The organism is Streptomyces sp. bgisy027 (genome assembly GCF_057710365.1).
In genome coordinates this window covers 83,313-102,463 of sequence record NZ_JBYIVZ010000028.1, presented here as the reverse complement: position 1 = coordinate 102,463, position 19,151 = coordinate 83,313, and the positions used below count along the sequence as shown (strand labels likewise).

The window sequence follows — 19,151 nt, the reverse complement described above, 5'->3', positions numbered from 1 at the left end:
CGGAAAGGAAACACCGTGACCATGGACCCGGACGCCGCGGCAATGCTGCAGGCAGTGGCCGCCGCAAAGACCATGACGCTCGACACCCTGCCCGTGGAGACGGCCCGCGCGATCCTCGGTGCGGCACCGCCGGCCCCGGGTCCCGAGCTGAACGAGATCAGCGACCGCACGGTGCCCGGCCCGGACGGGCCGGTGCCGGTGCGGATCTACCGCCCCGGACCGGAGCGGAAACTGCCGCTCCTGGTCTGGTTCCACGGCGGTGGCTTCACGCTCGGCGACCTGAACTCCACCGACGGAGCCGCCCGCCACCTTGCCGCCGAGGCCAACTGCGTGGTGGTGTCCGTGGAGTACCGGCTCGCTCCCGAACACCCCTTCCCGGCCCCGCTGGAGGACGCCTACGCGGCCACCGTCTGGGCCGTGGACAACGCCGCCGCGATCGGCGCCGACCCGGCCCGCGCCGCGGTCGGCGGGGAGAGCTCCGGCGCCACCCTGGCCGCCGCCGTCGCCTTGCTGGCCAGGGAACGGCTGGGGCCCGTGCTCAGCGGACAGGTGCTGGTCTGCCCCATGACCGGCCACAGCCCGCAGTTCGCCTCGATGCGCACGGAGAGCACCGTGATGCTCGCCCCGCAGGAGATCGCCTGGTTCTGGAAGAACTACCTCGGTGCGGCGGACCCCTCCGACCCGCTGGCGTCGCCCGCGTTCGCCGCAGACCTGTCCGGGCTGCCGCCGACGATCGTGGTCACCGCCGAGCACGACGCGCTGCGCGACGAGGGCCGCGAGTACGCCGAGCGGCTGCGGCTGGCCGGAGTCAAGGTCGACTGCCTGCACTACCCCGGTGTCTTCCACGGCTTCTTCCAGCTCACGCAGGCACTGGCACGCTCGCGTGCAGCCATGACCGAGGTCGTTCTGGCACTCCGGGCGACCGCCTTCGCAGGCTGACCGTCTCGCAGGGACCGAGGCCTGGTGCGGGCCGCACCAGGCCCCTTCGTCGTCCGCCCACCGAGCCTCCCGCCCGGCTCGAAGACTTCCGCCGATCGCCCACCCGGAGGGACACCGTGATCCGGCACATCGTGCTGTTCAAGTTCAAAACCGGCTGCGACTGGTCCGACCCGCGCGCCCTCGCCGCCGAGGAGTCCTCGCATCAGGTCGGCACCGAGGTACCGGGCCTGCACTCCTGGGTCACCGGCCGCAATCTCAGCGACCGGGACATCGCCTACGACTTCGCGGCGGTGGGCGTGGTCGAGGACGAGGCGGCCCTCGACCGCTACCTCGACCACCCCTTCCACCAGGAGTCGGCACGGCGCTGGCGTGAGATCAGCGACTGGGTGATCGCCGACATCCACGACCCCGCCTGACCGGCCTCTGCCTCGGCCACCGGGGCGAGCACAGGAACAGAGGAGCACACCATGTTCACCCTGTACGACGACGAGGCGGCCTCCGTCGGCCGCGGCATCATCCGCAGGCAGCGGGACTTCGCCGCGGGCCGCTGGAGCGAGGAGCGACTTGCCGCCCACCAGTTGGACGCGTTCCGCGCCACCCTGGACCACGTCCGCGAGCACTCCCCCTTCTACCGCAGGCACCTGGCCGATGCGCCCACGCACCTGGCGAGCCTCTCCGCCGAGGACCTGGCCGCCTTCCCCTTCACCCTGAAGGACGACCTGCGCGCCGCCCAGCAGGACGTGCTGTCCCGGCCGCTGAGCAAGGCCTGGATCTTCTACGAGACCACCGGCACCACCGGCGCGGTCACCCCCTGCCCGAGGGACAACACCGACTCACTGCACAACAACGCCGTGCTGACCTCGCACTACGAGACGATCCTGCGCCCGTACGGCGAGGACCAGTTCATCGGCGTCTGCGGCCCGACCGAGATGCACGCCTTCGGGGACACCTTCGGCGAGGTGTGCCGCAACCTCGGTCTCGCCGTCGCCAAGATGTGGCCGCACTCGCCGATGGTCGGCTTCGACCGCGCCCTGGCGGCCATCCGCGAGATCCCGCTCACCGGGCTGTTCTGCACGCCCGGCATGGCCCTCACCCTCGCCAAGAAGGCCGTGGCCGCGGGTCTGGACCCGGCACGGGACCTGCCGGTCGAGGTGCTGATGCTCACCGGTGAGCTGGCCTCCCCAGCTCTGCTGGCGGCTGTCGGCGACCTGTGGGGCGCCCGCGCGTACAACGCGCTGTACGGCTCGCAGGAGGCGTCCGTACTGGGTGCGGCGGCGGCCGACGGCAGCCTCTACGCGATGCCGGTGATCAACCACTACGAGGTGATCGACCCGGCCGGCGACGCCCCCGTGGAACCCGACGCCGAGGGCGTCCTGCTCGGCGAACTGGTCGTCACGTCGCTCTATCAGGGCCTCAAGCCACTCGTCCGCTACCGCACCGGTGACCTGGTGCGGATGCGGGCCGCCGCCCCGGGCCGCACGCTGCCCGCTCCCGTGCTGGAGGTCCTGGGCCGTACCCGCGACGAGTTGAACGTCGGCGGCCACCGCATCACCGGCTACGACCTGGAGAACCTGTTGCTCGCCCCGTTCGGCGGCTACCTCGACTACCAGGTGGTGCTCGACTCCGGCGACGACGGTACCGACCGGCTCACCCTGCGCTTCGAGACCCTGGACGGTGCCGCCCCGCGCACGGACGAGATGGCCCTGGCAGCGGTCCGCGAGCGGCTCGGTGTCGCCTTGGACGTCGAGCTCGGGACCATGGGCAGCGTCACCGGCACCGGCGCGATGGTCAGCTGGAAGGCGGCCCGCGTCGTCGACCGGCGCACCGGCCGACGCGACGCCGAGTCCGCGGCAGCCCTCGCACTCGCGGTGGCCAGGTCCTGAGATGACGACCACACCCGCCCCCGCCCGGGCACGTACCGGTGGCCCCGCCACCACCTGGAGCTGGCACGAGGGCTCCTTCATGTCCACCGCCCAAGCCCGCGTCCCCCTCACCGCCCAGGCCCTGCAGTACGGCACAGGGGTCTTCGAAGGCATCCGCGCCCATGTCCTGCCCGGCGGCCGGGAACTGGCCGTCTTCCGGCTGCACGACCACTACCGGCGCCTGCTGCGCTCCTGCCGGCTGCTGCGCATCGACCTGCCGTACGACGTGGACGACCTTGCCCGCGCCACGGTGGAGCTGCTGCGCCGCAACGCCACCCCCGCCGACACCTACATCCGCCCCCTGGCCTACAAGCTCTCCATGCTCGCCGGCACCCGGCCCGGCGTGGGCCTGGCCGGAGTGAGCGACGCCGTATCCATCTCGACCTTCCTGATGGGCCACTATGCCCCGCCCGGCGGGATGCGCTGCGCGCTGAGCAGCTGGAGGCGCCCGGCCGACGGCGTCCTGCCCGTGCGTGCCAAGGTCTGCGGCGGCTACGTCAACAGCGCACTCGCCCTCGACGAGGCCCGCGCCGCCGGCCTCGACGACGCGATCCTCTGCAACGAACGCGGCCAGGTCGCCGAGGCGACCACCGCGAACGTCTTCGCCGTCTTCGGAAACCGGCTGGTGACCCCGTCCGCCACCGCGGACATCCTCGAAGGCATCACCCGCGACACGGTGCGGACGCTCACCGGGGACCTCCGCCTCGGGTACGAGGTCCGCGGCGTGCAGCGCTCCGAACTCCTCCTGGCCGACGAGCTGTTCCTCACCGGTACCGGTCTGGGGATCGCTCCCGTCGTCGAACTCGCCGGGCGCCCTATCGGCGACGGCGTGCCCGGCCCCGTGACCCGGCTCCTGTCCGAGCGCTACACCGCGCTGGTACGCGGCGAACTGGACGACGACCGGGGCTGGCTCACCCGTGTCCCGCTGAACCCGGCCCCCGTCCCGCATCCGACCGAGGAGACCTCATGATCCTGGAGCGCTCCAACTGGCTCGCTCTGGAGGCCGCGACCGTCCGGCCGGACAGCCCGGTCATCGGCACGCTGGGCCCGGCCGGCACCAGCAGCGAGCAGGCCGCCGTCCATCTACGGGCCGTGCTCGACCCGGACAGCGACCCCACCGAGGCCACCGCCGACGTGCAGCTCTACGACAGCTACGAGGAGGCCGGTGAGGCGCTGGCCACCGGCGAGGTCGGAAGGCTCGTCGTTGCCAACGCCTACGCCGGCATCAACGCCTTCTACATGAACCCCGCGCTCGACCTCGCCGGTGCCTTCGTCTTCGACACCCCCCACTACGGAATCGCGCGGGCTCGCGGGCACCGGGTCCCGCCCAGGCCCCGAGTCGCCACCCACCCGGCCCCGGTGGCGCTCGTCGCGGAGCTGCTGCCGGGGCCGTACACCGCGCAGGAACTGGTGCTGACGACATCCACCAGCACCGCCGCGCGCGCGGCCCGGGATCTGGACACCGATCTCGCCCTCACCACCGAACAAGCCGCGGCCCTGCACGAGTTGGAGTTCATCTCCCGCACCCGGCCGATCCGGATGCTCTGGTCCGTCTTCGTCAACCGCTGATGCCCGCCGGCACCGGCACGACCAGCTTCAGGAGGACATCTCATGCGCATCCTCGACCACGACGCGGTGCGCCGCGCCTACCCCATGGATCAGGCCATCGGCCTCATGGCCGGCGCCATGCGCGACTACAGTTCCGGCACCATCACCCAACCTCTTCGCACCATCCTGCGGCCCGCGTCCGACTCGGCGCTGCTGGGTACGATGCCCTGCCACGTCGCAGGCGAGGACGGCGCGCCGCGCGGTTTCGGCGTCAAAGCCATGGTTCTCAAGCCCGACAACCCGGCCCGCGGGCTGGAGCTGCACCTCGGCGTGGTGCTCGTCTTCGACCCGGACACCGGCAGCCCACTCGCGCTGATGAACGCCAGCGCCGTCACCGCCGTCCGTACCGCGGCCGTCAGCGCCGTCGCCACCCGGGAGCTGGCCCGCGAGAACGCCGGCAACCTGGCGATCCTCGGCTCGGGCGTCCAGGCCCGCAGCCATCTGGAGGCCATGTCGCTGGTCCGGCCGCTGCGCCGGGTCCGGGTCTGGAGCCGCACCCCGAACAACGCGGCGGCGTTCCGTGACTGGGCCGCCGGAAGTCTCGGCGTGGAGGTGGAGGTGGCCGACTCCGTCGGCGCGGCTCTGAAGGACGCCGACCTGGTATGTACCACGACCGCGACCCGGGGCCCTCTCGTGGAGGCCGACATGCTCGCCCCGGGCGTGCATGTCAACGCGATCGGCGCGTCCTTCATCGACTGCCGCGAGCTGAGCTCGCGCGCGGTCGCCGCCGCCCGGGTCTTCGTGGACAGCCGGGAGTCGGCCGGGAAGGAGTCCCTCGACCTGCGCGCTCCCCGCGACGAGGGCCTCGTCGGCGAGGACCACATCCTCGCCGAGCTCGGCGAGGTCCTGCTCGGCACCGTCGAAGGCCGCACGGCCTGCGACGACATCACCCTCTACAAGTCGCTGGGCCTGGCCGCGCAGGACGTGGTCTCGGGCTTCGCCGTCGCCCGCCGGGCCGCGGAGCTGGACCTCGGCACCGAAGTCTCGATCGACTGAGCACCAACAGCAGTGAACCCCCGTGCTGTGCACGGGGGTTCACTGCTGTGCCCGGCCGTGGACGGCTCAGCGATGCGAGTCCCACCGTTCATCGATGTACGCGATGCACCTCTCGCGGGGGGCGCCCTGCACCACCAGGGTCCAGCCGTCGGGCGCGGCCGGCACGCCCGGCGCGGTCGGCCACAGGCTGTGCCGTCCTTGGGCATCCACGAGGACGCAGTACAGGGCGTCGGGGTCGTCGAAGGGGCTCAAGGCAACCGTCCTTTCAGCTGGTCGGAGCCGCGGGCAGGAAGCCGCGGCGGGTCAGGTGGTCCAGGCAGCGGCCGATGACGTCCGCAGCGACCTCGGGGCAGGTGATCCCCGTGCCCGCCAGCCCGGCCACGGCGGCCCGGTCGTCGAAGCCGATCCGGGCGGTGTCAGGCAGTTCCGAGGCCGCGGCGGTCAAAGCCGCCACCGAGGTCACCGAACCGTCGGCGTCAGGCCGCGCGGCGGCGTCGGCCAGCAGCCGCGCCCACTCGTCCGCCGGCACCGTCCGCAGCCGGTGGCCGCGCTCGCGCAGCGCCTCCCATACCAGGGAGACCGGTGTCCGGCGGCGGTTGACGAGGTGGTAGGCGCCGTCCACGACACCCACGCGGGCGGCCAGCGCGACCTGGGCGGCGGCCACGTAGTCGACCGGCACCAGGTCCACGGCCGAGCCGAAGCCGCCGGGTTCCTCCGGGTCGGGCAACGCCCCGAGACGGAGTGCGGCCCGGACGAAGTGCCAGAACGCGTCGTCGGTGCCGCCCGCGCCGGTACGGCTGTCGCCGCTGACCCGGCCCGGCCGGTAGACGGCGACCGGTACCCCGCGCTCCCGTGCCTGCTCGACGAGCCGTTCGGCGACCCACTTGGTGGCCGCGTAGCCGTTGCGCATCACTTCGCAGGCGGGCAGCCTGCGGTCCTCGGGCAGCAGTTCCGGGTTGGCGCCCGTGCCCATGACGGCGCTGCCGGTGGAGACGTAATGGACCGCCTTGACCCGGCGGGTGGCAGCCAGCCTCAGGATCTCCCGGGTGCCGTCCACGTTGGCGGGCTTGAGCAGCCCGTAACCCTGCACCAGGTGAACGCGGGCGCCGTTGTGGTGGATGACGTCGACCAGTTCGGCGAGCGCTTCGAAGCGCTCGGCGGACAGGCCGAGCGACGGGTGCTCCAGATCACCGGCGAGCGGCGCGACGCGCCGTTCGGCGGTCGCGTCCCACAGGCCGAAGCGTTCCATCGCCTCCCGCAGCCGCTGCCCCGCCCGCTCGTCGCTGTCGGCCCGCACCAGGCAGTGCACAGTGGCCCGGGTGCTGTCCAGCAGGGCCCGCAGCAGGAAGGCGCCCAGGAAGCCGGTTGCCCCGGTGAGCAGGACGTGCTCCGGGTCGGCACCGCGTCGCGGGTCATGGGGAACACAGCCGGCGGTCGACAGCTCCGGGCCGAGAACCGCCTCGGCCTCCAGGTCCACCTCGCCCTCGGCGCTCTCCCCGCCGGCGACCAGCGCGGCCAATTCCTCGGGCCGCTGGCGTTCGAAGACACTGCGCACGGACAGGCTCGTGCCCAGCTCGGCGTTGATCCGCTCGACCAGGCGTACGGAGAGCAGGCTGTCGCCGCCGAGGTCGAAGAACCCCGCGTCGGCAGCGACTTCGGGCACCCCCAGGACCTCGGCGAACAGCGTGCACAGCATCCGCTCCCAGCGGTCCTGCGGGGCCCGGCCGCCGACGGCGGCCACCGGGCTGGGAGCGGGCAGGGCAGACCGGTCCACCTTGCCGTTGGTGGTCAGCGGAAGCGTGTCCAGGCACAGGACGGCGGAGGGCACCATGTAGTCGGGCAGGGCGGCCGCCACATGAGCGCGCAGAGCGGCCGGCGTGGGCCGGGTGCCGGGGCGATGCTCCACGTAGCCGACCAGGCGGCGGTCGCCGGGCCGGTCCTCGCGCAGCATCACCACGGCCTGCGCCACCTCGGGGTGGCGGACGAGAACGGCCTCGATCTCGCCGGGCTCGACACGGAAGCCGCGCACCTTGACCTGGTGGTCGGCCCGGCTGACGAACTCCAGCTGGCCGTCGGCCCGGCGGCGCACCAAGTCGCCGGTGCGGTACATACGGGTGCCGGGCGGGCCGTAAGGGTCGGCGACGAAGCGTTCGGCTGTCAGCGCGGGGCGGCCGAGGTAGCCCCGCGCCAGCCCGGCCCCGGCGATGTACAGCTCGCCCACGACTCCGATCGGGGCCTGCCGCAGCGCCCCGTCCAGGACATGGACCCGGGTGTTGTCCACAGGCCGGCCGATCGGCGGGGTGGCCGGCCCGGACAACGGGTCGCTGAGCGTGGTGCACACGGTGGCCTCGGTCGGCCCGTAACCGTTGATCAGGGTGTGGTGGCGGGACCAGCGGTCGGCGGTCTCCGGCGGGCAGCTCTCGCCACCGACGATCACGGTGGTGCCGGCCGGCAGGCCGTCCCGCACGGGCAGCGTGGCCAGGGCGCTGGGCGGGAGCTGGATGTGGGTGATCCGCTGCCGGTGGGCCAGTTCGGTCAGCTCGGGTCCGGGCAGCACCCGGCCGCCGGGCCCCAGGACCAGGACGCCGCCGCTGAGCAGAGAGAGCGACACCTCCCAGAAGGCGGCGTCGAAGCTGGGCGAGGCGAACTGCATCACACGGGCCCCGGGGCCCGCGCCCAGTGCCTCGGCCTGGGTCGAGCGCAGGCTCGCCACGCCGCCGTGCTCGACCACCACACCCTTGGGACGCCCGGTGGAGCCGGAAGTGTAGATGACATAGAGCGGGTGACGCACCGTCAGCGAGCGCAGGCGCGCGGTGTCGCCGGGGTTGTCGGCCGGAGCGGCGGCCAGCCGAGCCTGGATGTGCTCGTCGTCGAGATCGAGCAGCGGTGTGCCGGCGGGCAGGGCCGGTGCGGCGCCGGTGCGGGTGACGACCACGAGGGGACGCGCGTCGTCCAGCATGGCGGCGAGCCGCTCCGGCGGGTACTCGATGTCCAGCGGCACGTAGGCCGACCCCGCTTTGGCCACGGCCAGCAGGGCGGCGTACAGCTCGGGCGAGCGGGGCAACGCGAGCGCCACGAGGTCCTCCGGGCCCGCGCCGCGCTCGATCAGCAGCCGGGCCAGCCGGTTGGCGCGCTCGTTGAGCTCACCGTAGGAGATCTCGCCTCGGTCGTGGACGAGGGCGACGCGAGCGGGATCCTCCGCGACGCGCTCCTCGAACAGCTCGGGCACGGTCCGCTCCGGGACGGCACGCTCGGTGGCATTCCACTCCTCCAGCAGCCGACGCTCCCGCAAGGGCAGCACCTGGGCCGAGGAAACCGGCGCGTCCGGTGCAGCCACGACGGACTGGAGCAACGTCACGAAGCGGTCCACCAGGGCGGTCACGGTGGCCCGGTCGAACAGGTCGGTGCTGTACTCGACGATGCCGGTGAGGCCCTGTCCGGTGCGGGACTCGGCGAGGCTGAAGGTGAGGTCGAACTTGGCGGCGCCGGTGGACAGGACCTCGAAATCGGCTCGCAGCCCGGGCAGTTCCAGCCGGGCCTCGGGGGTGTTCTGCAGCACCAGCATGGTGTTGATCAGCGGCTGCCGGGAGGACGAGCGGCGTGGTGCCAGTTCCTCGACGAGCCGCTCGAAGGGGGTGTCCTGGTGGGCGAAGGCGGCCAGGTCCGCAGCGGTGACCCTCGCCACCAACTCGCGGAAGCTGGGGTCACCGGAGGTGTCGGCCCGCAGCACCACCGTGTTGGTGAACAGCCCGACAAGGTCATCGGCAGAGCCGTTCCCGTCGCGGCCGGAGACCACGGTGCCCAGCGCCACGTCGGTGCTGCCGGTCAGCCGGGCCAGCAGATGGGCGAGCGCGGCGTGCAGCACCATGAACATACTGGTCCCGCTGTCCTGGGCGAGGGCGGTCAACCCGTCGTGGACGGCCGAGGGAACCCGTACCGGCACGATGTCGCCGCGGAAGCCGGAGACAGCCGGGCGGGGCCGATCGGCGGGCAGGTCGATTCCCTCGGGCAGCCCGGCGAGCGCCTCACGCCAGTACGCCAGGTGCTGGGAGGCGAGGCTGCCGAGGTCGTCCTCAGTGCCCTGGGCCGCCCACTTCTGCACCATGTGGTCGGCGTACTGGACGCGCAGCGGAGTGAAGCGGGGTTGAGCGCCCGTCAGCCGCGCCCTGTAGGCGGTGGCCAGATCACGGGCGAGCGGCCCCATCGACCACCCGTCGGCCGCGATGTGGTGGACCACCAGCAACAGAGTGTGCTCCTGCGGCCCGGTGACGAAGAGTTCGGCCCGCAGCGGGGCCTGGCGGCACAGATCGAAGCGGTGCCGGGCGCTCTCGGCGAGCGCCTTGTCCAGCCCCTCGGCGGCCACCTCGGTCACTTCCAGGCACGGCATGGCATCCTCGGCGGCGAGGACGTGCTGTCGCGGGACGCCCGAGGTCTCCGGGTACACCGTGCGCAGCGTCTCGTGCCGACGGACGACGTCCCCGAGCGCGGCAGTCAGCGCGGCCCGGTTCAGGGCGCCGGTCAGCCGCAGGGCGAAGGGCAGATTGTAGGTGGCGCTGGGGCCCTCCAGGCGGTGCAGAAACCACAGGCCACGCTGCGCGGCCGAGAGCGGCACCGTTTCCGGCCGGGTGTACGGGCGCTCGCGGCGCTCGCCGAGCAGCTCGACGAGCGCCGACGGGGTCGGGGCTCGACGCATGTCGGCCTCGGAGGCGTCCGAGCCAAGGGTGGCGCGAATGCGCTGGGCAAGCTGTCCGGCCTGTGCGGGTGTGCCGCCGACCGCGAAGAAGTCGTCGTCGTCGGTGACAGGGCGTCCCAGCACCTGGCCGAACAGGAGCCGTAGCACGGCGAGCCGCCGGGCGTCGGGGACGGCGCCGGCGGGGGATGGGGTGTGCATGGGATACGTCTCCCAAAGGTCCGTGGCGGAAGAGTGCGGGCGCAGGCAGAGATCAGGAGGCTTTCTGCAGGTTCGGGCGCAGCAGGCGGCCCATACACATCGACCGTTCGAAGATCTTGCGGGTCAACTCGTTGGGCAGGACACCGAGGTCGTCACGGAGCCGGCGGACGCACATCTCGTACCAGCTCTTGACGCGCCCCAGTTCGCCCCGCTCGCCATGGACCGACATCAGCGTCTGGTAGACCTGCTCCTGGTAGGCGTCGATCTCCAGCATCCGGCGGCACAGCACGATCACAGCGGGAAAGTCCTCCTGGCACAGGGCTTCCTCCTGGAGGTACCGCAGCGCCTGGAGGGCCAGCGATCTGTTCCACTCCCGCTGTTCCGATATCCAGTCGGCCTGCTCCGCGTGCAGGAAGTCCCCGCCGTACAGCGCCAGCGCGGCCCGGTAGGCATCGACCGCCATGAGGTGGTCGCCGCGCAGTTCGGCGGCCCGGCCAGTGGCACAAAGGCTCTCGAACTCCTCCACATCCACCCAGATGTCGTCAGCGAGCAGGACGTATCCATGGTCCTGATGGACGATCTCCGCCGGAGAGGGGAGGTCAGGACCGCCGTCAAGCCCCCGACGCAGCGCATGCATGGCGACCTTCACCGAGCTGGACCGGGGCGACCAGGGATTCTCCGGCCAGAGCACTTCATGGAGCTTGTCACGGGGCACCACCCGGCCGCGATTGACGAGTAAGTACTGGAAAAGGTTTCGGGCCTTCCCCGCCCGCCATCGCTCCACCGGCACCCCGTCGACATGGACGGAGAAATCTCCCAGGCAACGGACCGCGATACGGGGGGACATCGTGACGTGAGCGTGCATTTCAGCGCCCTTCGAGCAGATTCGTGATAGATCAGCCGAGGTACCGGACAGACGCGCCACGCCTTTCAGGGAGTTGCCGCGGGGGCGCTGGGGAAGTGCAGGTTTCCCGCTGTCCTGGAACCAGCTCCGTGTTTACTCAGCCATGGTCCGGGTCGCGGACGCGGCACCGTAACTACCCGTTCGAGTAGAACACTTGAGTGCCTTGTGCGCTGCGGGCCACGTGGGTGTCAATCGCGCGGCGCCACGTGCAACTTTCCGGAGACGACGGTGGTGGCCGATCCGGTGAGCAGCACACGGTCGCTACTCACCCGAGTTATCACCGTGCCGCGTCGCGCGGAGAGTTGAAGCCCCGTCAGCTCCCTGCGCCCCAGCCGCTGCGCCCACCAGGGGGCGAGGGCCGTGTGCGCGCTGCCCGTCACCGGATCCTCCGGTACCCCGTATGCCGGGGCGAAATAGCGGGAGACGAAGTCGTACCGCCCGGACGCGGTCCTGTCGGCCGCCGCTGTCACGATCACGCCCCGGCCTCCGAGCCGGGCCAGTCCCCCCTGATCGGGGGCCAGTTCGAGTACCGTGCGCTCGTCGGCCAGTTCCACGAGGAGGTCGCCGAGCTCCCCGGTGTTCCACACGGAGACGGGCGGCGCGCCCAGGACGTCGGCCAGCCCGCCGGGCGCGGCGGCCCGGACCACCGGCGAGGCAGGGAAGTCCAATGTGACGGAGCCGTCAGAGCCGGTACGGGCCATGAGTACGCCGCTGCGCGACGCGAACCGAACGGTGTCCACGTCGCACCCCCTGCCGGCCAGGACGTGAGCCGCGGCCAGCGTGGCGTGCCCGCACAGGGACACCTCGGCCACCGGGGTGAACCAGCGCAGCGCCCAGTCCGCCGTGGCACAGTCACCGGATTCCGCAGGGGGAAGGGGATGCAGAAAGGCGACCTCGGAGAGATTGATCTCGGCCGCCACGTCCCGCAGCCATCCATCACCAGGGAATCCGGATTTCAGCAGCACGACCCCAGCAGGGTTCCCGGAAAAAGCACGGTCGGTGAACGCGTCCACGATGAATATGTCCATGAATCCTGACTGTAACTCCTCGCGCGCACACGGGGATCGCCCGCATAACCACGACGGAACCAGACTCATCTACCCTTCCGAGCCCTGCCCCAAAGAATGAGTCGCCGTTCTGGAATCCGAGAGTGTCCACGACAGGGGTACCCGCCCCGGCGCAACCGCCCGCAGTCAGATATCCACTGGGAATCAGACGACTGGGAAACCAGACAACTGGGAAAGCAGACAGCTGCGGCGACTCATGAGGAAACCTTCGGCCCCGTTCCGGAGACGCAAACAACGAGGAGCATCCATGTCCAGCACGGCCACCCGTCAGCATGCGTCCGTAAGGGCGGAGATCAATTACGCGGGCGAGATCGAGGGTCGCGCCGTCTTCCACGCCGTGGACCCGTCCCGTACCAATCTGGCCTTCGTCCCGCACACCGTGGAGATCCATGACGCCCGCCCCTTCCAGGACGAACTGAGCCTGGATCGCGAGGGCTTCCAGCTGGTCAGGCACACCAGCTCGGTGGTCCACTCCACCGAGCTCGCGGAGCTGGATCGCGTGTACCACCAGGAGATGGCCGAGCTGATCAAGCAGGTGAGCGGCGCGCGCGAAGTGATAGTCCAGCGGAGCGGCCTGGTACTGCGGACCAGCGAGCGAGCGCAGGAGCGCGTCGGCACGACACCGGCCCGCTTCGCGCACCTGGACTACACCCAGACTTCGGCGGAGCAGTTCCGTGACTCTGTGCTGAAGGCCGAGGGCGCCGAGCCGGCACCGTACAGCCGCTATGTCATCTACCAGGCGTGGCGCGCTACTTCCACCCCACCGCACGACAGCACGCTGGCACTGGTCGACGCGACCACGGTCGGCGAGCACGACACGCGACTGTTCTACGGGGTCTTCGGCCCGGAGGGCGCACCCATGAGCCTGTTGGAGGCCCAGCTGGGTCTGGCGTCTGCGGACCACCGCTGGCTCTACTTCTCGGGTATGACCTCCGACGAGGTGATCCTCTTCAAGGGATTTGACTCCGACTCCTCTCGGGCCACGGGTGTCATGCACACCGCGTTCGACGACCCGATGTCTCAGGACGGCTCTCCGCGAGCGAGCATCGAGTCCCGCTTCTTCGCCTTCTTCGACTGACCTGGCACCTGTGTGATGTGGTGATCAATCGACTGCTCGCAAGAGGACTTCGAGCCAGATCATCGCGGCGCGAAGTTCGAGGCCAGCGAGGTAGCTCTCGGGTGTCTTGTCGAAGCGTGTGGCGATGCCCCTCCAGTCCTGCAGCCGGTTGATCAGTCGCTCGACGGAAGCGGCGCCGGCGGCCGGCACAGCAGCGGGTGGTAGCCGAAGCCCCGCTTACAGGTGGCTGCGGCCTTCTCTTTCTCGGAGTGGCAGGTGACCAGGGTGGCGTCCGTGTCAATGACCAGGCCGGGCAGGTCCCGCCCGGCGGCCTGGGTCGCGGGTATACCGCCGTCCGTCTCAGCGGCCTGCGACCAGGCAGCCTCGCGCGCTGCGGCTCGGGCCGTGTGCAGTGCCGCCAGTGCCGCCAGTGCCGTGCGGTCGATGCCGACCAGGAGGCGCCAGGCGGTCGGGGTGGAGGCCACCGGGCCGAAGACCTCGGCCTGGTCGCTCAGGAGGGCCAAGTCGGCGATGGCTTCGCCGCCGTCAGCGAGCATCACCGCCAGATCCACCGCGATCCCGCCCGGGATGTGTCAGGTGCCGCGTGGCCACAGGCGGCCCAGCGCGTCGGCGAACGCGGCGGTCAGGCCGGTGGCGTCAACGAGATCGGCCAGCAGAACGGGACCCGGCATGACTGACCACCCCGTGGCCGTCAGCCGAGACGACGAGCTTGGGGCGCAAGGGCGGTGGTGTGCACGCAGAAAGTGCCTTCCTGCTGGGATGACAGAGACTTCGACAAGCCTCATCTTCCCAGCTCAGAAGGCACTTTCGCGTTTCCGATCAAGATCGGGACACCGCGGTAAGCGAAACGCGCAGGTCAGACGCTGCGAGCAGTGATGTCGCCATGGGAGGTGGTGGCGCGGATGTCGAGTGCGGTGGTGCCGTCGTTCTTCAGGGTGTTACTGATGCGGCCGTAGCCGGTGCTGGCGTCCAGGCTGGCCGAGACGCCGGTGGCAGCGCCGACAGTGATGTCGCCGGACTGGGTGCGCAGTTCGAGGGTGCCGGTTACGGCTTCGGTGATGCGTATGTCGCCTCGCGCGGTCGAGACCTGCGCGGGGCCGGTGAGGCGGCCGATCTCGATGTCGCCGTCGGTTGCGGTGAGGCGGACGCCGGCGGCTTCGTCGATCTTGATGTGGCGGTAGGCGCCGTCGAAGGCGATGTCGCCGAGGCGGCCCACGCCGCGGAGTTCGGCGGCGGTCGTCTTGGCCTCGATGTGGGAGCCGACGGGCAGTTGGATGGTGATCTCCACGGATCCGGCGGGGCCGAGGAGTTGATTGCCGGGTGCAGGGGTGTGGATACGCAGGATGCCGTCGGTGTACGTGATCTCGGTCTGCTCGGCGGTCTTGGTGTCGCGGCTTTTGGAGGGGTTGGCAGGGCGGATCTCAACGGTTGTGTCGGTGCGGTCGGCGGCGATGATCTCGATGCGTCCGGCGGGGATGTTCAGGACGGCGGAGATCGGGGCGGGGGTGTCGAAGTTCTGCATCGTGTTCTCCTGCGATCGCTCATCGTTTCTGACATGAGAAACGCTACGTTGCTTTCCATCAGGCGGCAACGAACTTGTTGCATGGAATCGGCATTACTGCTGCTGAGAGCAACGATTTCGTTGCAACACCCTTCGAGGTAACGCAACGTCAGCTGTTGCGATCATTGCAATGAATAGCGGGTGAACGCTATTGTGGGTGGGGTCAGGACCACCACGACAGATCACCAGGGAGACCGTGATGCCGGGAGGCAGACTCACTCAGTCCGAACGCCGGCAGATCGCGCTGGGGCTGGCCGACAGCCTCGCCTACGCCGAGATCGCACGGCGCCTTCAGCGTCCGACCTCGACCATCACGCGTGAGGTGATGCGCAACGGCGGCCCCACCACCTACCGTGCCGACCTGGCCCACCGCGCCACCGAGCAACGGGCACGCCGACGCGGGCCCGCCGCCTCCCGGGGACCGCAATCACTCCCCCAGCCGCACGGACGCGACGCTGATGCCGTGGCCGCGTACGAGGAGACACTCACGACCGTCCTGATGGGCTCGGGCCTGCCCAAGATGACGGCCCGGGTGCTGACGTGCCTGTTCACCACCGACGCGGGCAGCCTCACCGCCTCCCAGCTCGCGGCGCACCTGAACGTCAGCCCCGCCTCCATCTCCAAGGCCATCGCCTTCCTGGAAGGCCAGAGCCTCGTCCGCAGAGAGCGCGACGAACGCCGCCGCGACCGCTACATCGTCGACGACGAGCTCTTCTACCAGGCCACCCTCGCCAGCGCCCGGGCCAACGACCAACTCGTCGCCACCGCACGCCAGGGCGTCACCGTCCTCGGCTCCGACACCCCCGCCGCCGCCCGGCTGGAGAACATCGCCCGCTTCCTCGACTACATCAGCGACAGCATCACCCGCGCCGCCGAACAGGCCCGCCAAGTCCTGCACACCACACCCCGGCCCCCTGCAGACCACACCACCCAGCCGGATCCGCACGACTGACCCGCACCAGGTTGCCCGCCGTGGCTGAACCCGTGCCCGTCGCCCGTCCACTCGCACCGATCAGGACTGAGCGGCTCGTGCTCCAAAGCTCCGAGGCCGGGGACCGCGCGGCGTTCATCGACCTGTTCGCCTCACTCGAGGCCGGCACCTACCTCGGTGGCCCCGGTAGCGGGAGAACTCGAGGGGGCTGTGTCTGAAGTGCCCGGTCGACGCCTGGTCTTCTCGTGGCCGCCCTCGACACAGCGCTGGTCGGCATGATCACGCCCGAAGGGCGCGACGCAGACCGTCCTCGTCACGTCCGTCCCAAGCTGATCCCCGCCACTTCCGCTGCCGCCCTGCGGACAGGCCACCGCCACCTGGAGATGATCCCCGGCTACGACATCTCGCCACAGCCGGAGAAATCCGTACGCCAGGACCTCCGTCCGCGTGTGATGGCCGGTTGCAGCGCGCCGGGGCGCGGGGCCTCCCCGGTGGGGGCGTATGAGTGCCCCTCCCAGGAAGGGGGATGTCATGCGGGATGGGTCGCCGAGCTGCCCCTGAGGAACTGACGCCAACTCAGCCGCCCAGGTAGCGAAGGGGGTTGGCGACCAGGATCGTGTCGATGTCCGCTTCGCTCAGCCCTCGCTCGCGCAGAGCAGGTATGACGTCCTCGCTGATGTGGCGGTAGTTCCAGTTGGGGAGCATGACCCGCTTGGCTTCGGGATCGCAGAAGTCTATGAAACAGGAAGCGTCATGGGAGATCACGATGCTTTCGACGAAACCCCGGCGCGCGAGTTCGGCGAGCACGTCGAGGCGCCGGTCGAGGGGCAGGAAGGGGTCGAGGCCGAACCTGTCCATGCCGAGCAGGGAACCTCGTTCCGCAAGCGCGGTGAGGTAGTCGAGGTCCTCGGAGTCCCCGGAGTGACCGAGGATCACCTTCGACAGATCGACGCCCTCCTGCTCCAGCACGGATTGCGCCACCAGGCCGGTGTGGCTTGCCGCGTGCGTGTGCACAGTGATCGGAGTTCCGGTCTCGACGCTCGCCTGCGCCACCGCCCGCATCGTGCGTTCGACCCCTGGTGTCAGTCCCGGCTCGTCGATGGCGCACTTGAGGAATGCGGCGCGGACGCCGGTGTCGGCGATACCGGAGGTGATGTCCTTGATGAAGAGCTCGGTCAGGAGTTCGGGTCTGTCGAACATGAGCCCCGGGCCCTGGTAATGGAACTGATGCGGGACGTCGTTGAAGGTGTAGAGCCCGGTCGCGACGACGATGTTGAGATCGACCTGCTCCGCGATGCGCTGGATACGCGGAATGTAGCGTCCCAGACCGAGCACTGTCGGATCGAAGATGGTGTCGATCCCCAGGCTCTTGAGTTCGCGCAGGTCGCGGACTGCTTCAGCGACCTTCTTCTCCTCGTCCCAGTCCGCCTGGTAGTTGGTGCGGAACTCCTCACCGAGAACGAAGACATGCTCGTGAACGAGTGTCCTGCCAAGATTCTCGGGGCGGATTGGGCCGGCTGCTGTGTGTATCTCTGGCGCCATGTCGTCGTCCTTCTCGGTGAGATGGCACCACCCAGGCATGATCGGGGCGGGTGGCGCGGCCCGTTGGTTGTGTGCGAGCGGATGACAGCCTGCTCCCCGGTTCTCGATCGGCAGCCGGCCATCCCTACGGGCACGGTCTGTGCAGCGTGACGATCCAGGGGTCACTCGTCGTGACCGGGTGCGGGCCGAGACTCAGTGCTGCGCCCTGAGGAAGTCCAGCACCTTCGGGAGCACGAAGTCCGGTCGTTCCAGCAGGGGGCTGTGTCCGACGCCCGGCACCATCACGAGTTCCGAGTGTGGAAGGCCATCGGCGAGTTCCTCGGCCCAGGGTCGCGGCCGCACCGGGCACTCCTCGCCACTGATGATCAATGCCGGCGCTCGTACATCACCCAGCAGGCCTGTAGCGTCGCCCCGCAACGCGACACCGACCATGGCCGGCCTCATCGTGGGCGAAAGCTGAGCCAGTCGATCAGTCCAGCGCGCGACCGTCTCCTTCATCTCGTTCGAGGCACGTGTCGACTCTCCGAACATCACCTGCACGAGGAACTCGAGCCGCTCTCCTGTGAAGCCGTTCCGGGTCACGTCGTCAATCCATGTCATGTAGGCGTCGACTGCGTCGGCCGGCTCGGATCGCGCCGAGGATCCGATGAACACCACCGACTTCACCAGGTCAGGACGGTATGCAGCGAGCCGGATCCCGACGTCTCCGCCCATGGAGGACATCACCAGGTGGGCTTGGGAAACACCGAGTCGATCCAGCAACGCCGCAATGTCGCCAGCACACCGCTCCATGGTGACCACGTCGACGTCCGTCCCTGCACTTCGGCCCTGGCCGCGGAAGTCCGGGCGGATCAGCCGGAACGAGCCTGTCGCCGCCTCGACGAATCCATCGAACATCCGGTTGTCGAGGAAGAGCGAATGGAGACAGACGACCGGCTCCAGCGACGTTTCACCGGTGTCGTCGACATGCAGAGAGGTTCCTGCCACCTGGACGGGGCCAGCTGTGCTCATGGTGCGCTTCTTTCTACTTCGATCAGTAGCTGATGCGGTAGGCCGAGGGGCTGCGAAGCCGGCCCACAGTGGACCGGGAAGCGGGCGCGACGGGCAGGTACAGTGCGCGGCCCCTTGCGTGACACGGCACAGCGGCGTCCACATACCTGCCGGACTTGGCTCCCGCTGGTTGAGATGCGATCCGGAGCAAAGTCGGGATAGGTGCGTCCTGCGGACGGGCCTCACACCCTTGATCGCTCGGGCGCCCGAACTCTGTTGCACATGGGTGGTTTTCACCACACCTCCATCAGAGTAGGGTCACCATCCTCATCATGTCAATATTTGCCATCCATTGCATATATTGAAATCAATGGCGGGAGGGTAGCCATGGGACGGCCAATGGCATCAGGAGCGGAGCTAAGTGCGCTGCGTGATGCATGGGATGCGCACTGGACGAAGTTCTTCGAGCGGGGCGGCGTGGAGGCACCCCCCGCCTTGCCGTCAGTCATCCTCGACAGTTGGCACCGCACGATGGCGTCCGCCGCGCCGCTGACAACGACAGTTGCGGCGCGCCTGCCGGCCAGCAGCGACGAGGGCGCCGTCCTGTCCGAGGCGGCCCGACATCTGGCACCGAGCATCCATCAGCTGTCCGACGAGTCCGGCTACCTGATCGCGATCGCGGACACGGCAGCCACGTTGATCCATACCTCAGCAGGCCGAGA

General features: G+C 69.9%; 15 protein-coding genes and 1 pseudogene. 8 read left to right on the top strand and 8 right to left on the bottom strand.

Translation table 11 applies throughout. The annotated features are described in order from the left end of the window. Positions 1 to 21: 21 nt before the first annotated feature. From AC3ETA_RS27340 to AC3ETA_RS27315, 6 genes are all read left to right on the top strand, one after another. Positions 22 to 939 carry an alpha/beta hydrolase gene (locus AC3ETA_RS27340; protein ID WP_432195579.1) on the top strand — a complete coding sequence of 306 codons (918 nt, stop codon included), beginning with the start codon at positions 22 to 24 and terminating at the stop codon, positions 937 to 939. Positions 940 to 1,055: 116 nt separating this feature from the next. Beyond that, a complete protein-coding gene (locus tag AC3ETA_RS27335; protein ID WP_432195553.1) occupies positions 1,056 to 1,355 on the top strand; it encodes a Dabb family protein in 300 nt (99 codons plus the stop codon). A 51-nt stretch (positions 1,356 to 1,406) separates the two neighbouring features. Next, positions 1,407 to 2,822 (top strand): phenylacetate--CoA ligase family protein, encoded by a 1,416-nt coding sequence (locus tag AC3ETA_RS27330; RefSeq protein WP_432195552.1) that lies wholly within the window; start codon positions 1,407 to 1,409, stop codon positions 2,820 to 2,822. 1 nt (position 2,823) lies between these two features. After that, positions 2,824 to 3,831, top strand: coding sequence for an aminotransferase class IV (locus AC3ETA_RS27325; RefSeq protein ID WP_432195551.1), 1,008 nt, complete (start codon positions 2,824 to 2,826; stop codon positions 3,829 to 3,831). Next, positions 3,828 to 4,430, top strand: coding sequence for a prephenate dehydratase domain-containing protein (locus AC3ETA_RS27320; RefSeq protein WP_432195550.1), 603 nt, complete (start codon positions 3,828 to 3,830; stop codon positions 4,428 to 4,430). Before AC3ETA_RS27325 ends, AC3ETA_RS27320 begins: the two co-directional genes overlap by 4 nt. A gap of 42 nt (positions 4,431 to 4,472) precedes the next feature. Next, positions 4,473 to 5,465: an ornithine cyclodeaminase family protein gene (locus AC3ETA_RS27315; RefSeq protein ID WP_432195549.1), complete on the top strand. Its 993-nt coding sequence runs from the start codon at positions 4,473 to 4,475 to the stop codon at positions 5,463 to 5,465. A 66-nt stretch (positions 5,466 to 5,531) separates the two neighbouring features. Here AC3ETA_RS27315 and AC3ETA_RS27310 read toward each other — a convergent pair whose 3' ends face one another. The 4 genes from AC3ETA_RS27310 to AC3ETA_RS27295 all read right to left on the bottom strand — a co-directional run bounded on the left by AC3ETA_RS27310 (position 5,532) and on the right by AC3ETA_RS27295 (position 12,288). Continuing rightward, on the bottom strand, positions 5,532 to 5,717 hold the full coding sequence (locus tag AC3ETA_RS27310; protein WP_432195548.1) for an MbtH family NRPS accessory protein: 186 nt from the start codon (positions 5,715 to 5,717) through the stop codon (positions 5,532 to 5,534). Between the two features lie 13 nt (positions 5,718 to 5,730). Next, positions 5,731 to 10,356: a non-ribosomal peptide synthetase gene (locus tag AC3ETA_RS27305; RefSeq protein WP_432195547.1), complete on the bottom strand. Its 4,626-nt coding sequence runs from the start codon at positions 10,354 to 10,356 to the stop codon at positions 5,731 to 5,733. A 52-nt stretch (positions 10,357 to 10,408) separates the two neighbouring features. Continuing rightward, the gene (locus AC3ETA_RS27300; RefSeq protein ID WP_432195578.1) at positions 10,409 to 11,203 is read right to left on the bottom strand and encodes an AfsR/SARP family transcriptional regulator; all 795 of its coding nucleotides are present in this window, start codon (positions 11,201 to 11,203) and stop codon (positions 10,409 to 10,411) included. Between the two features lie 245 nt (positions 11,204 to 11,448). Continuing rightward, the gene (locus AC3ETA_RS27295; RefSeq protein ID WP_432195546.1) at positions 11,449 to 12,288 is read right to left on the bottom strand and encodes a PhzF family phenazine biosynthesis protein; all 840 of its coding nucleotides are present in this window, start codon (positions 12,286 to 12,288) and stop codon (positions 11,449 to 11,451) included. Between the two features lie 286 nt (positions 12,289 to 12,574). On the opposite strand from AC3ETA_RS27295, the gene AC3ETA_RS27290 reads away from it, so the two are divergent. After that, complete coding sequence (locus tag AC3ETA_RS27290; protein ID WP_432195545.1) at positions 12,575 to 13,405, top strand: CmcJ/NvfI family oxidoreductase; 831 nt, start codon at positions 12,575 to 12,577, stop codon at positions 13,403 to 13,405. A 185-nt stretch (positions 13,406 to 13,590) separates the two neighbouring features. Here AC3ETA_RS27290 and AC3ETA_RS27285 read toward each other — a convergent pair. Both AC3ETA_RS27285 and AC3ETA_RS27280 read right to left on the bottom strand, forming a co-directional pair. After that, positions 13,591 to 14,171, bottom strand: a pseudogene (locus tag AC3ETA_RS27285) (transposase); the annotation flags it as partial. A 90-nt stretch (positions 14,172 to 14,261) separates the two neighbouring features. Beyond that, positions 14,262 to 14,927 (bottom strand): DUF4097 family beta strand repeat-containing protein, encoded by a 666-nt coding sequence (locus tag AC3ETA_RS27280; protein WP_432195544.1) that lies wholly within the window; start codon positions 14,925 to 14,927, stop codon positions 14,262 to 14,264. 238 nt (positions 14,928 to 15,165) lie between these two features. Here AC3ETA_RS27280 and AC3ETA_RS27275 point away from each other — a divergent pair, with 238 nt between their 5' ends. Then, complete coding sequence (locus tag AC3ETA_RS27275; RefSeq protein WP_432195543.1) at positions 15,166 to 15,918, top strand: helix-turn-helix domain-containing protein; 753 nt, start codon at positions 15,166 to 15,168, stop codon at positions 15,916 to 15,918. 555 nt (positions 15,919 to 16,473) lie between these two features. Here the strand turns inward: AC3ETA_RS27275 and AC3ETA_RS27270 are convergent. Both AC3ETA_RS27270 and AC3ETA_RS27265 read right to left on the bottom strand, forming a co-directional pair. Then, on the bottom strand, positions 16,474 to 17,439 hold the full coding sequence (locus AC3ETA_RS27270) for a phosphotriesterase family protein (RefSeq protein ID WP_432195542.1): 966 nt from the start codon (positions 17,437 to 17,439) through the stop codon (positions 16,474 to 16,476). Positions 17,440 to 17,631: 192 nt separating this feature from the next. Next, complete coding sequence (locus AC3ETA_RS27265) at positions 17,632 to 18,450, bottom strand: alpha/beta fold hydrolase (protein ID WP_432195541.1); 819 nt, start codon at positions 18,448 to 18,450, stop codon at positions 17,632 to 17,634. Between the last annotated feature and the right edge of the window lie 701 nt (positions 18,451 to 19,151).